Raw genomic sequence first — 14,394 nt, 5'->3', positions numbered from 1 at the left:
GTCGGGGTCACGTCGCGATCGCCTCTGCCCACCAGCGGTGGTCCGCCAGCACCAGGTACCAGGCGCGCCCCTCGGCGTCGACGAGCTGCAGCCGGTGCAGGCGCCGGCCGCCGGACTCCCACCACCGGACGACGAGCGGCCACGGCCCCGCCCAGGCCGTCACGGCGGAGAACCCGCCGCCCCGGTCGCCCTCGGCGCGGAACCGGTCGGGTGCACCGGACAGCACGCCGCGCTCGTCGACGTCGACGCTCGCACCGCCGACGGCGACGACGTCGACCGGTCGGGGACGCTCGAGCACGGTTGCTGGTGGCGGGCCGGGCAGCTTGCCGGGCCACGGTCGGTCGCGGACGGTCGCCAGGGCACGCTCACCACCGGCGGGCGCGTCACCCCACGGCACGAGCACCACGCGCTCGGACAGGGTGCGGCCACCACCGATGCGCGGACTCACCACACCGTCGTGGCCGACCATGCCCTGGATCCGGGCGAGGCCGTGGTGCACGCGCTCGTCCGGGCCGGAGCCCCACAGCCCGCGCTCGTGGTTCGCCATGTCGTCGACGGCGACCGGCTCGAGCACGACCGAGGTGACCGGCGCCTCGAGCCCGCTGGGGTCCACCCCGCCGGCGAGCTGCCACCGCACCCGGTCGACCACGTCGGCGGCGTCGAACCAGCGCGGGTGCGCCCAGGTCCGTTCGAGCAGGATGTCGCGCTCGTCGACGATCCCCACACGGATGGTCGTCGCAACGAGCCCCGCGGCCCGGAGTCGCTCGGCGAAGTCGTCGGCGGAACGCCGGAACGCGAACGCGATCTGGTCGGCACGGTCCAGCGGGGGCTCGAACGACGCCTCGACCCGGAGTTCCGGCGGGATCTCCCGCGCAGCGATCTCGCGGGGGTCGCGGCCCCCGGCCAACCGGTGCAGGAACGCCCCGGCCACGCCGAAGCGGTCCCGCACCTGCTCGTCGCCGAGTGCCGCGAAGTCGCCGAGCGTGGTGATGCCGAGCCGGTCGAGCACCGTCGTGAGGTCGGGGTCACCGAGCACGCCGAGCGGCAGGTGCGCGAGGAAGTCCGCCGATCCCCCGACGGACACGAGCCGCACCCGTTCACCGGGACGCACCGGACGGGCCCGGGCGGCCTGGTCCGCCGCGAACGGGGTGTCGGCCACCCCGGCCCGCACCGCGGGGGCGCCGTGGTCGGCCGCGATGCCGGCGAGGGTCGCCGCCGCCGCGCGCTCACCGCCGTAGTACCGGGCCGGCCCGCGGGCACGGAGCGCGAGGGTGCCCGGCCGCAGCACCTCGACCCCGGGGACCGCCGCCTCGACCGCACGGATGACGGGCTCGAAGGCGCGGTGGTCGAGGGCGTCGTCGTAGGGCTGCACGAGGAGTTCGGGGCACCGTGCCTGCGCCTCACGCACGCGGAGCCCCCGCACGACACCCTGCTCACGCGCGGACGCGGAGCTCGCGAACACGAGCCCCTTCGCGGTCAGGGCGAGGGGCTGCTCCGGCGGGGTGCCACCGGCCCGAGCCGCCGCGATGACCGGCCAGTCCGGGCACCAGAGCACGATCGTCCGGGTCGGTGGCGGTTCGGGCAGCGCAGCCCCACGCGTGATCGCGTCGGTCCGGACGCGCCCGGAGGCGATCACGACGCCACCGCCACGGGCCGCAGTACGCGGGTGTCCCCGGAGCCCACCGTCGGCACGGGTGTGGCGGCCCGGACCGCACCGTCGGCCGCGGGCAGGAGCAGTTCGGCGGTCGCCGGACGCACCGCGCCGGCACGCCCGGTCGCGGTCACGGTGGCCCGGCGCTCCGTCAGGTGTCCGTGGCCCTGACCGATGCCGCTCCACGTCGAGGACGTGACCCGCAGCGTGACGTCCGCCCCGGGCCAGGAGCCGAGCGCGACGAGTGCACCACCGCGCTGTCGCAGGCGGGCCGACAGCCGTGCCACGTCGCCCGGCACGACCCGGCCGAGCGGTCGGGTGAGGACGATCTGGGCGACGTCGGCCATCGCCGCCGTCACGGCGAGCCACTGGTCGCCCGGATCGGGGACGAGCACGAGCCGTTCGAGGTCGATCCCCGCGGCGGCGGCGGCTTCGATCCCGAAGGACGGCACCCCGACGACCGCACACCACGCCCCGGCCGCCGAGGCCGCCTGCAGCATCGTGATCGCGAGCAGCACCGACTCGGGGACGGCGTAGGTGCCACCGACCCGGATCGCGCCGCCGGGCAGCAGGGGTTCCAGTGCCGAGGCGGTGGGGAGCCCGGCGGTGTCGACCCGGGTGGACTCCATGTCGGCCACCCGGGAGCGCAGTGACGTGATGCGGTCGAGCGCGGCCCGGGCATCGCTCAGGTGGTCCGGCCCACGGCGCGCACCGCCACCGCCCGCACCACTGCCGCCGCGTGCAGCACCGCTCCGCCCGCCCCGGTCCGGGGTGGGCGATCGGAGTGCCGCCGCCGTCTGCATGCCCTCATATTCGAACATGTGTTCGATGATGTCAATCGCGTCCGACATCTGTGGACAGTCCTGGTCGAACACGTGTTCGGATCAGGGCATCAGCTCACCAGCTGGCGACCGCCCCGACCCCGCCGAGCACCGACCGCGTCTTGGTCTCGACCTCGTCCGCCTCGTCCGCGGGCACCGACGACCAGGTCACCGCTCCCCCGGCTCCGAGGGTCCGGGAACGCACCGCCCCCGACTCGTCGAGCACGGTCACGAGGCTACGGATCGCCACCGACAGGTCGGCCGCCCCGCTCGCCGAGAAGTACCCGATCGCGCCCGAGTACACCCCGCGCGGCGCCCCCTCGAGCCGGTCCGCGATCGCCGTGGCACTGCTCTTCGGTGCCCCGGTCATCGACCCCGGCGGGAACGCCGCGTGCACCACGTCGGCCCGCGACGTCCTCGGCGGCAGCACCGCCCCGATCGTCGAGACCAGCTGGTGCACGCTGGCGTACGTCTCGACGGCGCACAGCCGCTCGACGTGCACCGAGCCGGGCACCGCGGTCCGCAGCAGGTCGTTCCGCAGCAGGTCGACGATCATCACGTTCTCGGCGCGGTCCTTCGGGCTCGCCGCCAGGTCGTCCCGCGCAGCCGCGTCCGCCACCGCGTCGGCGAGCCGCCGCCGCGTGCCCTTGATCGGCTCCGCGAGCACCGCTCCGGCCGCGTCGATCCGCAGGAACCGCTCCGGTGACCGGCTCGCCACGCGCAGCGGGCCGAGCCGCAGGAACGCACCGAACGGCACCGGGTCGGACGCCCGCATCCGCAGGTACTCGCCCAGGTGCGGATCCGCACCGGGGCCGCCACGGGCCTCCCGTCCGACCGTGAACGCGGTGGTGAGGCAGACCTGGAACGCGTTCCCCTCACGGATCTCCGCGCGGCACGCGTCGACCGCCCGCTCGTAGGCGGCGCGCGTCACGCGTCCGTTCGCCGTGGACACCCCGGCCGGGAGGCCCGTGGCCGCGTCCACGACGCCGGCCGACGTCGCGGGGGTGGGCACGTCCTCGAGCCACGCGCGGTTCCGCGCACTGGCCGCCGGTTCCGCGTCGGCGACGAGCGCGAGCGCCCAGGCGCCACCGGTGTGGTCGACGACGACGGCTCGGTCGACGAACCGCAGGTCGGCGTCGGCGTGCCCGTCGGCGGTGCGGTCCGGGCCGCCGGACTCGCGGCCGAGCTCGTAGCCGAGGAACCCGACCCAGCCCAGCGCGAACCCGCACCCGACGACCGGCTCGGGCAGGCGGGGCGTGCGTCGGAGCAGGTCCGCCAGCACCGCGAAGGCCGGACGCTCCTCGGATCGGGCGGGCCCGAACCACCCCTCGGCGGGCGCGGCGACCGTCAGGTGCGCGCGACGGTCCTGGTGCCGGAACAGGGCGGCGAACGGCCCGTCCGTCCACGCCAGCACGGACCACCGTGCCCGGGGTCGAGCCGTGTCGGGAGCACCGTCGGGCAGGCCGGAGTCGAGCCACACCAGGTCCCCGGGGACCTGCGCCGCCAGGGCCGCGAGGTCGGGGACCGGGTCGAGTCGACGGACCTCGACGCGGACGCCGGGGTCGGGGGTGCTCAGATCGCGGCGATCGTCCATGCGGCGGCGTGCGAGGCACCGGGCGCGAGCACCACGAGGCCGCGGTCCTCGCCGTGGTTGAAGGCGTCCGGGGCGCACGTCATCGGCTCGACGGCGAGACCGGCGCGGTGGTACTCGGGGACGACGTGGTCGGCGGTGTGCACCTGGGCCCAGCCGCACTCCGGCCCGAAGGTCGCACGGACCCCGTGACCGTCCGCCGCCGTGACCGCGATGGTGGCGAGGCCGGCGGCGTCGCGGTCGAAGCCGGTGAAGGCGTGGTCGATGAACCGGTCGCCGATCAGGGTGGGCGTGCGCAGGTCGAACTCGTCGTGCACGGGGACCAGGTCGGTCGGGATGAGCCGGTCCGGCGTCACCTCGAGCACCTGGGCGGCGGGGAGGGTGAGGGTCCAGTCGTCGACGGTGCCGGTACCCGCGACGAGGTACGGGTGCGGGCCGGTCCCCCACGGTGCGTCCTCGGCCCCGGTGTTCGTCCCGGTGATCGTGGTGTGCAGCCCCTCGGCGTCGAGCCGGTACTCCACGGTGACCTCGACGCGGTACGGGTAGCCCTGCTGCGCCTGGACGGTCGTGGCGAGCACCACGCGGTCGTCCGCCTGCTCCTGCACGCGGAAGTCCGTCCACGCGACGAGTCCGTGCAGGGCGTGGTGCCGTCCGGGCTCGGTGAGGGCCAGCTCGTGGTCGACGCCGCCGAACGAGTACTCGCCGTCGACGATCCGGTTCGGCCACGGGGCCAGGACGGCACCGCGGAAGACCGGGCGGACCTCGTCGGCGTCGAACGGGACGACCAGGTCTCGGCCCTCGTGCCGCAGGGTCCGCAGTGTCGCTCCGACGGTGGCGATGTCGGCCGTGTACCCGGCGGAGGCGATCGTCAGCGGGGACCCGGACAGCGGCGCGTCGTTGCTCATGCGCTCAGCGTATCGGGCCGCCGAGTGCCGCCGGGCGCAACGAAAAACCCCGCCGTTCCGAGGAACGACGGGGTTGAGGGTGGATCTGAGGGGACTCGAACCCCTGACCCCCTGCATGCCATGCAGGTGCGCTACCAGCTGCGCCACAGACCCAGATCGTGCTGCTTCTGTACCAACCGGTTCCCCGGAGGCACCATAGAAGCGTACACCATGCGAACGCCGGGCAACGAAATCGAAGCCGTCACCCGGGCGCGTCGCTGATCAGGCGGTGTGGTCCACCGGGAGCTCGAGCGGGATCGTCGGGCAGTCGGCCCAGAGACGCTCGAGCGAGTAGTACTGACGGTCTTCGTCGTGGAAGACGTGCACGATGATCTCGCCGAAGTCGATGAGGACCCAGCGGCCCTCGGTACGGCCTTCGCGGCGGAGCGTCTTGGCACCGAGCTCGAGGAGGCGTTCCTCGACGGCATCGGCGATGGACTGCACGTTGCGCTCGTTCCGACCGGTTGCGAGCAGGAACACGTCCGTGAGCTGCAACGGCCCGGTCACGTCGAGAGCGACGAGGTCCTCGGCCTGCTTGGCGTCGGCCGCGAGTGCTGCGGCCTGCACGAGTTCCAGTGCGCGAGTGGAGGCGGTCACGGATTCCTTCCGGTCGTCGAACCGACGGACAGCCGGTTCGCTTGATGGGTCACGATCATAAGCCACCCCGCCGACAGCGGCCAGGCCAGGGTCGGCGGGGTGGTGGAGAACGGACGTCGAGGACGGCAGCGGTCAGCCGCCGAACGCGTGGGTGGTGAGCAGTGCGGTGATGATGACGCCGGCCGCAGCCAGCCCGACCGCGCCGACCGTCACACCGAGGATCAGCGGCGTGCGCGACTCCTTCGGCTTGGCCGCGGCGAGCACGACCTGACGGGTCGAGGTGTGGCTGGACACCGCACGGCTGGCCCGCACCGGGCTGGCGTCGGTCTCGGGCTGCTCGTCCTGCTGCTCGAGCAGACGGTCGACCTCGGCGCCGTCGATCGGCCGGTGCGACCCCGTCGACGACAGCGACGCCGGCAGGTCGATCGATCCGGTCAGGATCACCTCGCCCGTCGCGTTGAGCGCCCCGGTGGGGTCGGCCAGGGCCGAGTTCGGCAGGATGATCGCGTTTGTGTTCGTCACCGCGACGCGGCGGGTGCCCGTCTCGGCGTCGTGCACCTCGGAGTCGTTCGAGTCGTGCGCCTGCTGCGACCAGTGGCCGGCGGGCGGCGCGAAGGCCGTGGTCACCGGCTTCGGCTCGGTCGGACGCTGGAACGCCGCGGGGACCTTCGGGGCCTCGGTCGCGGGCTCGGGCAGCGGCACCTCGTTGGTGTCGTCGTCCTCGGCGTCGAGCGAGAGCGGGAACACCGCGGGGGTCGCTGCGGCGGCGTTCGTCGGGATCGGGACCGGCGTGACGGCGGGCTGCGACCCGGCAGCGGGGGCGGGAGCGTCGTCGGCAGACCGGGCCGGAGCGTCCTCGGACGACTCGTCCGCCGGTGCGACGTCGGTCGTCTCGTCCGCCGGGGCGTCGGTCTCCGGCGCATCGGACTCGGCGACGTCGGACACGTCGGACTCGGTGACGTCGGCGGGCGGCGACCACGTCGACCGGTGGCGGCGGGGCTCCTCGGCGTGCGCAGCGGCCTCGTCGAGGGGCTCGAGCGCGTCCGGGGACCCGTCGGCCTCGGTGGCCTGGGCGACGGCGGCCTGGTCGAGGACCGTCGGGGCAGCGGGCTGCTCGTCGTGCGCGGCCTCGGCGACCGGAGCGCTCTGCGGCGCGGCGGAGGGGTCGATCGTGTCCACCGACCCGAGGACGTCCTCGACGGTGCGGTCGGACGACTGTGGCGTGGGGTTCTGCAGTGGGACCGGCAGGACCGCCTGGCGCTCGGCGGCACGGAGCTGCCGGATCTGCCGACGGGTGAGTCCACCGCTGCCGGGGACGATCTCGGTCGCGGAGGCCGGCGGGAACGGCGGCACACCGGCCGCGGGCGCCGACACCGGGACGGACGGGGCCGACCCGGGGTCGGTCTGCGCCGATGCCGGCGCGGACGACTGGGCGGGGCCACCGGGGGCCGGGGCGACGTGCGACCCCGGACGGCGACGGGACTCGGGGGTCTCGGCGGCGGGTGCGGCGACGGTCGGGGGCGGCGTCGCGGGCTGCGAACCGGCCGCGGCGGCACGCTCCCGCTCGCGCGCCTGGCGCCGCGACAGGGGCGGCTGCGCGTCGGACGAACTCATGCAACGCTCCGATACAGATGGTGCTTGGAGATGTACTGGACGACACCGTCGGGAACCAAGTACCAGACGGGGAACCCCCGTCGAACCCGGTCACGGCAATCCGTCGAGGATATGGCCAGTGCAGGGACTTCGAGCAAGCTTACGTCCCGCTCGGGCAATCCGGTGAGGCTCAAGGCGTGTCCCGGACGCGTCACGGCCACGAAGTGCGCGAGGTCCCAGAGACCATCATGGTCTTTCCAGTCGACGATCTGCTGAACGGCGTCTGCGCCCGAGATGAAGACGAGCTGGGCATCCGGTCGCTGTTCGTGCAGGTCCCGCAGGGTGTCGACGGTGTACGTCGGCCCCGGGCGGTCGATGTCCACGCGGCTGACGGTGAACATCGGGTTCGACGCGGTGGCGATCACGGTCATCAGGTACCGGTGCTCGGCGTCGGTGACGTCGGACTTCATGTACGGCTGTCCGGTGGGGACGAAGACGACCTCGTCGAGGTCGAACGCCCGCGCCACCTCGGACGCCGCGACCAGGTGCCCGTGGTGGATGGGGTCGAACGTGCCACCCATCACGCCGATGCGTGGCCGTCCGGTGGTCTCGAGCATCGAGTGGTCGGTCAGATCTTGGTGTGACCGAACTCGTCGACACCCGTCTCGTGGTGGCGGGTGGCCTCGAACTTCTGGGAGTGGCGGTAGGCCACGTCGCGGAAGCTCCAGGTCACGAAGCCGAGGAAGATGAAGAAGAGGGCGCCGACCATCGGGAACACGAACGCGGGCGCCCCGGAGGCGTGCTCAGCAGCTTCTGCGAGGAGGGTCATCGTTCGTGCTCCGTTCGGTCGGGGAAAGACGCCGTTCAGTCTAGCCGCGGATCTGCCCGGACCCGCGCACGATCCACTTCGTGCTCGTGAGCTCCGGCAGGCCCATCGGACCGCGCGCGTGCAGCTTCTGCGTCGAGATGCCGACCTCGGCACCGAAACCGAACTCGCCGCCGTCGGTGAACCGGGTCGAGGCGTTCACCATCACGACCGCCGAGTCGACGGTCGCCAGGAACCGTTCGGCGGTGTCGACGTCGTTCGTGACGATCGACTCCGTGTGGTGCGTCGACCACCGGGCGATGTGCGCCATCGCCGCGTCGACGTCGGGCACGACGCGGATCGACAGGTCGAGGTCCATCGACTCGGTCGCCCAGTCGTCGTCGGTGGCGCGGAGCACCCCGGGCACGATCGCCCGCGTGGCGTCGTCGCCGCGCAGCGTCACACCCGACGCCCGCAGCCGGTCGGCCAGCACCGGCAGGAGTCGTTCGGCCGCGGCCTCGTGCACCAGGAGGGTCTCGAGGGCGTTGCACACGCTCGGCCGCTGCACCTTGCTGTTCAGGACGATGTCGACCGCACGCTGCTCGGGTGCGGACGCGTCGAGGAACACGTGCACGACGCCCGCACCGGTCTCGATGACGGGCACCTGCGACTCGGTGACGACGGTCTGGATGAGGGCGGCGCTCCCCCGCGGGATCAGCACGTCGACCAGGCCCCGTGCCCGCATGAGCTCGGTGGCACCGGCGCGGCCGAACTCGTCGATGGTCTGCACCAGGTCGCGGGGCAGCCCGACCGACTCGACCGCGTCCTGGATCCGGGCGACGAGCACGGCGTTCGTGTGCTGGGCCGCCGACCCGCCACGGAGCACGACGGCGTTGCCCGACTTGAGCGCGAGCGAGGCGATGTCGACGGTGACGTTCGGGCGTGCCTCGTAGATGGCCCCGACGACACCGAACGGCACGCGCACCTGGGTGAGCTGGAGTCCGTTCGGCAGCTGCGACCCGCGCACGTGCTCGCCCACGGGGTCGGTCAGTCCGACGACGTGCTCGACCGCGGCGGCGAGGGCCTCGATCCGGACGGGGTCGAGTCGCAACCGGTCCAGCAGCCCGGACGAGAGCCCGCCGTCCTCGCCGGCGACGAGGTCGTCGTGGTTCGCGGCGACGATCTCGTCGGTCGCGGCACGCACCGCCGAGGCGATCGCGCCGAGGGCCGCGTCCTTGACGGCGGTCGTCGCGGTCGCGAGCGCCGACGAAGCGGCCCGTGCCGCCACGAGCTTGTCGGTGAGGGTCGGGGCGGGCGCGATCGACGACATGGACCGATTGTAGGTCCGCCCCTCGCTTCGTGACGGGCGTTGCGGACGCTCGCCGTGCCTCCAGGCCCGGTCCGCCGCGCCGACCGGTCACGACACGTCGTCACCCGCCTGCCGAGCGGTCGCAGATCGTCGCGCCGCGGCGACCGTACCGACGGTTCCCGACCACATGACCGCGTCCCGTCGGTGAGCCGTGACCGTCTGGAGGCCCGGCACCGGTCCCCGGGACCCGCACCGGGCCTCCAGACGGTCGCGTCCACCCCGCCGGCCGGTCACGACACGTCGTCCAGCGCCACGCGAGCGGTCACAGACCGTCGCTCCGCGACGCCCACACCGACGGTCTCCGACCAGTCGGCGCCGTCCCGACGGCGAGTCGTGACCGCTCGCGGCCACCGGCGCGGCGCGGTGCGGGCTGCGTCAGGGACGCGGTGCGGCGTGGAACCAGGTGCCGAGGTGTTCGCCCGCCAGCGCGCGGTCGACCAGCGCCGTGTCCGTCACGAGCACCGCGGTGCCCGCCTCGGCCGCGAGCCGCGCGGCGGCGACCTTGGTCCCCGCTCCCCCGGTGCCGACGCCGGCGGTGCCGATCGAGCCGAAGGTGACCCCGGCGAGCTCGTCGCCGAACGGCACCTCGTCGATGCGGGTCGCGCCGGGCTGCTCCGGGGGCGCCGTGTAGAGCGCCTCGACGTCGGAGAGCAGCACGAGGGCGTCGGCGCCGAGCAGCCGGGCCACCAGCGCCGCGAGCCGGTCGTTGTCGCCGAAGCGGATCTCGTGCGTGGCGACGGTGTCGTTCTCGTTCACGATCGGCAGCACGCGCAGGGCGAGCAGCCGGTCGATGGCACGCTGGGCGTTCACCCGGTGCGTGGGGTTCTGCAGGTCTCCGGCGGTGAGCAGGATCTGCGCCGCGACGACACCGTGCCGGTCGAGTTCCTTCTGGTACCGGAACATCAGGACGTTCTGCCCGGTGGCCGCCGCAGCCTGCTGGGTGGCGAGGTCGTCCGGTCGGCCCTCGAGCCCGAGGAACGGGAACCCGGTCGCGATCGCACCGGACGACACGAGCACGACCTCGGTCCCCCGGCCGTAGGCGGCAGCCAGCGCGTCCACCAGGGGGCCGATCTGGCCGGCGGCGTCACCGCTGACCGAGGACGAGCCGACCTTGACGACGATCCGCCGCGCACGCGGGATGTCCTCGCGCCGTGTGACGGGTCCGAGGTCGGTGCGGGCGGTCGTGTCGGTCATGCCGCGGTCAGTCCTTCTGGTCGCTGGTCTCGACCCGGTCGGCGTCGAACTGGTCACCGGTGCCGAGCTGGTCGCTGGTCACCACCTCGTCGTCCACCCAGAGCCCGGAGACGCGCTCCTGCTCGAGCTCGGCACGGGCGGCCGCCTTGGCGTCCATCCGCTCGAAGTACTCCTCGCGCCGCTCGTTGCGGGTCGGACGCGACGTCGCACCGATGCGGGCGTCGGTGCCACGGGCGCTCGTGATGAGCTCCGCGGTCGACGTGAGCGTGGGCTCCCAGTCGAACACCATGCCGCCGTCGCCACCGATGACGACGGTGGAGCCGGCGACGGCTCCGGCCTTGAACAGGCCGTCCTCGACGCCGAGCTTCGCGAGCCGGTCGGCCAGGTAGCCGATCGCCTCTTCGTTGGTGAAGTCGGTCTGCTGGACCCAGCGCTCCGGCTTCGCACCGCGGACGCGGTAGAAGCGGTGCTCCTCGCCGCCCTCGGCGCGCACGGTGAACGGCTTCTCGTTGACCGAGCGGGGGCGGAGCACGATGCGCTCCGGGACCGGCTCGGCAGCACGGGCTGCACGGGCCTGCTCGACGATGTCGGCCAGCGCGAAGGTCAGCTCACGAAGCCCCTTGCGGGACGCCGTGGAGATCGGGAAGACGCGGTAGCCGCGGCCCTCGAGCTCGGCGGTGACGAACTCGGCGAGCTCCTGCGCCTCGGGCACGTCGATCTTGTTCAGGGCGATGAGCTGCGGGCGCTCGAGCAGCGGCACCTGGCCCTCGGGGACCGGGTAGCGCTCGAGCTCGCCGAGGATGACGTCGAGGTCGCTGATCGGGTCGCGGCCCGGGTCGAGCGTGGCGCAGTCGATGACGTGGAGCAGTGCCTCGCACCGCTCGACGTGGCGCAGGAACTCCAGGCCGAGGCCCTTGCCCTCGGACGCGCCCTCGATCAGGCCGGGGACGTCGGCGACGGTGAAGCGGGTGTCACCGGACTCGACGACGCCGAGGTTCGGCGTGAGGGTCGTGAACGGGTAGTCCGCGATCTTCGGCTTGGCGGCGGAGACGGCCGCGATCAGCGAGGACTTGCCGGCGCTCGGGAACCCGACGAGGGCCACGTCGGCGATGGTCTTCAGCTCAAGACTGATGTCCCCCGCCCAGCCCTCGGTGCCGAGCAGCGCGAAGCCGGGGGCCTTGCGCTTCGTGGTGGAGAGCGCCGCGTTGCCGAGGCCGCCCTGTCCACCGGGGGCCACGACGACGCGCATGCCGGGCTCGGTGAGGTCGGCGATGACCTCGCCGGACTCGTCGTAGACCACGGTGCCGACGGGCATCGGGAGTTCGAGGACCTCGCCGCTCACACCGCTGCGGTGGTCACCCATGCCGGGCTGCCCGTTCTTCGACGAGCGGTGCGGGGAACGGTGGTAGCCGAGCAGCGTCGTCACCTGCGGGTCGGCCACGAGCACGATGTCGCCGCCGTCACCGCCGTTGCCGCCGTCGGGCCCGGCGAGGGGCTTGAACTTCTCACGGCGGACCGACACGCAGCCGTTGCCGCCGTGCCCCGCGCTGAGGTGCAGGGTCACGCGGTCGACGAAGGTCGCCATGGGTCCACTCCAGGTGTTTCGTTGGCCGACGGGATCGTCGGCGGGAAAAGCGAAGGAGGGGCGGGCACTCGGCCCGCCCCTCCAGCTGCAGTCGTTCGAACGACTACGCGTTGACGATGTTGATGACCTTGCGGCCACCCTTGGTGCCGAACTCGACCGAACCGGACGAGAGGGCGAACAGCGTGTCGTCGCCACCGCGGCCGACGTTGGCGCCCGGGTGGAAGTGCGTGCCGCGCTGGCGGACGATGATCTCGCCGGCGTTGACGACCTCGCCACCGAAGCGCTTCACGCCGAGGCGCTGTGCGTTCGAGTCACGACCGTTGCGAGTGGAACTCGCACCCTTCTTGTGTGCCATGAGTTGACTCCCTTACGCGATCTTGGTGATCTTGACGCGGGTCAGCTCAGCGCGGAAACCCTGGCGCTTCTTGTACCCGGTCTTGTTCTTGAACTTCTGGATGATGACCTTGGGACCACGGAGGTCGTCGAGCACCTCGGCGGTGACGGTCACGTTCGCGAGCTCGGAAGCCGCCGACGTGATCTTGTCACCGTCCACGAGGAGCACGGGGGCGAGGTCGATGTTGCCCTTGTCGTCCGCCTTGGCACGGTCGATGGTCAGGATGGTGCCGACCTCGACCTTCTCCTGACGGCCGCCGGCGCGCACTACTGCGTAAACCACGTGGAAATCCTTACGTAACTCTGCTTGAGGGAAGTCTCGGGTGCCCACTTCTGCACGAGCGGCTCCCGGAAGGCCGGGCCCGATCGGCGACGCAGGCAGAACGGCCCGCTGACACCAGGGACCGAGAATACTCGATCACCCTGGGTCCGGTCAAACGGCGACACCCGTACGATTGCACGGTGACCGTGTTGATCGACCCACCGACGTGGCCCGCCCACGACACACTGTGGTCGCACCTCGTCAGTGATGAATCCTACGCGGAACTCCACGCGTTCGCTGCGCGGGCCGGTGTGCCGCGCCGTGCGTTCGACCACGACCACTACGACGTCCCGCTCTCGCGGTACGACGAACTGGTGGCCGCTGGCGCCTCGGCCGTGACCGGTCGCGAGCTCGTGCTGCGGTTGATCCGCAGTGGGCTGCGCGTGGCGCAGCGAGACAAGCGCGGCACCTGACCGCGCGTCCGGACGGCCGGGAGGCGCGGCGTGCGTCCGCCCCGCCCCGCGCCGCACACGGTGCGCCGCCGGCTCGCAGGGCCGCGCGAACGGTGCGAGGTTCCGCACTCCGTGCGACGCGGAGACCGGCGCACCGAGTACGGAACCTCGCACGGCTCGAAGGGGGCGTCGCACCGTGCGAGGGGCCGCGAACGGGCTCAGCGGGGCGCTGGACCGCCCCAGGGGTTCGCCGGGGGCTGCTGCTGGTCTGGGCGCGGCCCGGCGCCGTACTGCCCGCCGTACTGACCGTGGGGGTCGGGCTGCACGCGCCCCTGCCCGTACGGTGCCGGCTGCTGCTGCGGTGCCTGCGGCTGGATCGTCGAGGGCGGGACCGCGTCGGCCGGTCGGACGGTGCCCGGCATCCCCGGGGTCGTCGACGTGCCTCGTCCGCGTCGCGGCCGACCGAGCCAGAGCCAGGCCGCCGTGGCGGTCGCCAGGAGCATCACGGTGAACGGCAGACCGTTCTGCACCGGTCGCGTGAGCACGTCGATGACGAGCTGGGAGCCGCCGGCGGTGGCCGCTCCGAACGAGCCGGTGAACACCCCGACGAGCATCAGGGCCACCGTGCCCGCGGCGCCGGCGAGGACCACGCGGAGCAGGAGCCTCGGCAGCGGGCTGCGGCGGTCGATCGGCGTCAGGAACGCCAGGGCCAGGAACGAGCCGACGTAGTACGGGAACGGAGCCACGAAGACCCCGGTCGTGAAGCTGCCGAGCAGGCTCGTGCCGGCGCCGTAGTGCCGGAACGGACTGACCACGAGCGAGGTGCCGAGCAGCCCGAAGAGCCCGGACACGAACTCGACGAGCACCAGGGCCACCACGGCGATGAGCGCACCGGCCGTGTTCGTCACCGAGGCGCCGGGCGCGAAAGCCCGGCGCGGGTCGGCCGGGGCACGGGGCGGCCGCGGCGGGGCGTACGGCGCACCGGCACCGGGCTGACGCCCGTACTGCGGCACACCGCCCTGCTGCGGCGGCACCGGGCCGCCGGGCTGCTGGGCACCCGGGCCGGGCGGTGCGGGCTGGGACCAGCCCGCACCGTAGTACCCACGCTGCTGCTGCGGGTCGCCCGGGTTCGTCACG

15 protein-coding genes and 1 tRNA gene are annotated in these 14,394 nt (G+C 73.2%); 1 reads left to right on the top strand and 15 read right to left on the bottom strand.

The features are described 5' to 3' along the window. Positions 1-7: 7 nt before the first annotated feature. The 14 genes from DEI96_RS05670 to rplU all read right to left on the bottom strand — a co-directional run bounded on the left by DEI96_RS05670 (position 8) and on the right by rplU (position 12,826). Positions 8-1,636 (bottom strand): DNA polymerase Y family protein, encoded by a 1,629-nt coding sequence (locus DEI96_RS05670; RefSeq protein ID WP_111023171.1) that lies wholly within the window; start codon positions 1,634-1,636, stop codon positions 8-10. Continuing rightward, complete coding sequence (imuA', locus tag DEI96_RS05665) at positions 1,633-2,502, bottom strand: DnaE2-dependent mutagenesis accessory factor ImuA' (protein WP_181433243.1); 870 nt, start codon at positions 2,500-2,502, stop codon at positions 1,633-1,635. The genes DEI96_RS05670 and imuA' overlap by 4 nt, the downstream gene beginning before the upstream one ends. A gap of 46 nt (positions 2,503-2,548) precedes the next feature. Beyond that, positions 2,549-4,066 carry an anthranilate synthase component I family protein gene (locus tag DEI96_RS05660; protein WP_111023170.1) on the bottom strand — a complete coding sequence of 506 codons (1,518 nt, stop codon included), beginning with the start codon at positions 4,064-4,066 and terminating at the stop codon, positions 2,549-2,551. Beyond that, complete coding sequence (locus DEI96_RS05655; protein ID WP_181440521.1) at positions 4,045-4,968, bottom strand: aldose 1-epimerase family protein; 924 nt, start codon at positions 4,966-4,968, stop codon at positions 4,045-4,047. The genes DEI96_RS05660 and DEI96_RS05655 overlap by 22 nt, the downstream gene beginning before the upstream one ends. An 80-nt stretch (positions 4,969-5,048) precedes the next feature. Then, a tRNA-Ala gene (locus DEI96_RS05650) sits at positions 5,049-5,121 on the bottom strand. A gap of 108 nt (positions 5,122-5,229) precedes the next feature. After that, a complete protein-coding gene (rsfS, locus tag DEI96_RS05645) occupies positions 5,230-5,604 on the bottom strand; it encodes a ribosome silencing factor (RefSeq protein WP_027464721.1) in 375 nt (124 codons plus the stop codon). A gap of 132 nt (positions 5,605-5,736) precedes the next feature. Then, positions 5,737-7,218: a hypothetical protein gene (locus DEI96_RS05640; protein ID WP_284183640.1), complete on the bottom strand. Its 1,482-nt coding sequence runs from the start codon at positions 7,216-7,218 to the stop codon at positions 5,737-5,739. Further along, positions 7,215-7,814, bottom strand: coding sequence for a nicotinate-nucleotide adenylyltransferase (nadD, locus tag DEI96_RS05635; RefSeq protein ID WP_027464719.1), 600 nt, complete (start codon positions 7,812-7,814; stop codon positions 7,215-7,217). Before nadD ends, DEI96_RS05640 begins: the two co-directional genes overlap by 4 nt. A gap of 11 nt (positions 7,815-7,825) precedes the next feature. Beyond that, positions 7,826-8,026 carry a hypothetical protein gene (locus DEI96_RS05630; protein WP_035807661.1) on the bottom strand — a complete coding sequence of 67 codons (201 nt, stop codon included), beginning with the start codon at positions 8,024-8,026 and terminating at the stop codon, positions 7,826-7,828. A 40-nt stretch (positions 8,027-8,066) separates the two neighbouring features. Then, positions 8,067-9,332: a glutamate-5-semialdehyde dehydrogenase gene (locus DEI96_RS05625; protein ID WP_111024155.1), complete on the bottom strand. Its 1,266-nt coding sequence runs from the start codon at positions 9,330-9,332 to the stop codon at positions 8,067-8,069. Positions 9,333-9,746: 414 nt separating this feature from the next. Beyond that, positions 9,747-10,565, bottom strand: coding sequence for a glutamate 5-kinase (proB, locus tag DEI96_RS05620; protein WP_217499638.1), 819 nt, complete (start codon positions 10,563-10,565; stop codon positions 9,747-9,749). A 7-nt stretch (positions 10,566-10,572) separates the two neighbouring features. Further along, on the bottom strand, positions 10,573-12,150 hold the full coding sequence (gene obgE, locus DEI96_RS05615; protein ID WP_111024156.1) for a GTPase ObgE: 1,578 nt from the start codon (positions 12,148-12,150) through the stop codon (positions 10,573-10,575). A gap of 103 nt (positions 12,151-12,253) precedes the next feature. Further along, positions 12,254-12,505 (bottom strand): 50S ribosomal protein L27, encoded by a 252-nt coding sequence (gene rpmA, locus DEI96_RS05610; RefSeq protein ID WP_017885976.1) that lies wholly within the window; start codon positions 12,503-12,505, stop codon positions 12,254-12,256. 12 nt (positions 12,506-12,517) lie between these two features. Continuing rightward, positions 12,518-12,826 carry a 50S ribosomal protein L21 gene (gene rplU / locus DEI96_RS05605; protein WP_027464715.1) on the bottom strand — a complete coding sequence of 103 codons (309 nt, stop codon included), beginning with the start codon at positions 12,824-12,826 and terminating at the stop codon, positions 12,518-12,520. Between the two features lie 179 nt (positions 12,827-13,005). Here rplU and DEI96_RS05600 point away from each other — a divergent pair, with 179 nt between their 5' ends. Then, on the top strand, positions 13,006-13,278 hold the full coding sequence (locus DEI96_RS05600; RefSeq protein WP_111024157.1) for a DUF4031 domain-containing protein: 273 nt from the start codon (positions 13,006-13,008) through the stop codon (positions 13,276-13,278). Positions 13,279-13,475: 197 nt separating this feature from the next. Here the strand turns inward: DEI96_RS05600 and DEI96_RS05595 are convergent, their stop codons facing one another. Then, positions 13,476-14,393 (bottom strand): hypothetical protein, encoded by a 918-nt coding sequence (locus DEI96_RS05595; RefSeq protein WP_111024158.1) that lies wholly within the window; start codon positions 14,391-14,393, stop codon positions 13,476-13,478. Position 14,394: the final 1 nt, after the last annotated feature.

It is taken from the genome of Curtobacterium sp. MCLR17_031, assembly GCF_003234775.2.
GTDB classification, from domain to species: domain Bacteria; phylum Actinomycetota; class Actinomycetes; order Actinomycetales; family Microbacteriaceae; genus Curtobacterium; species Curtobacterium flaccumfaciens.
This window is presented reverse-complemented; position numbering and strand designations above follow the sequence as displayed.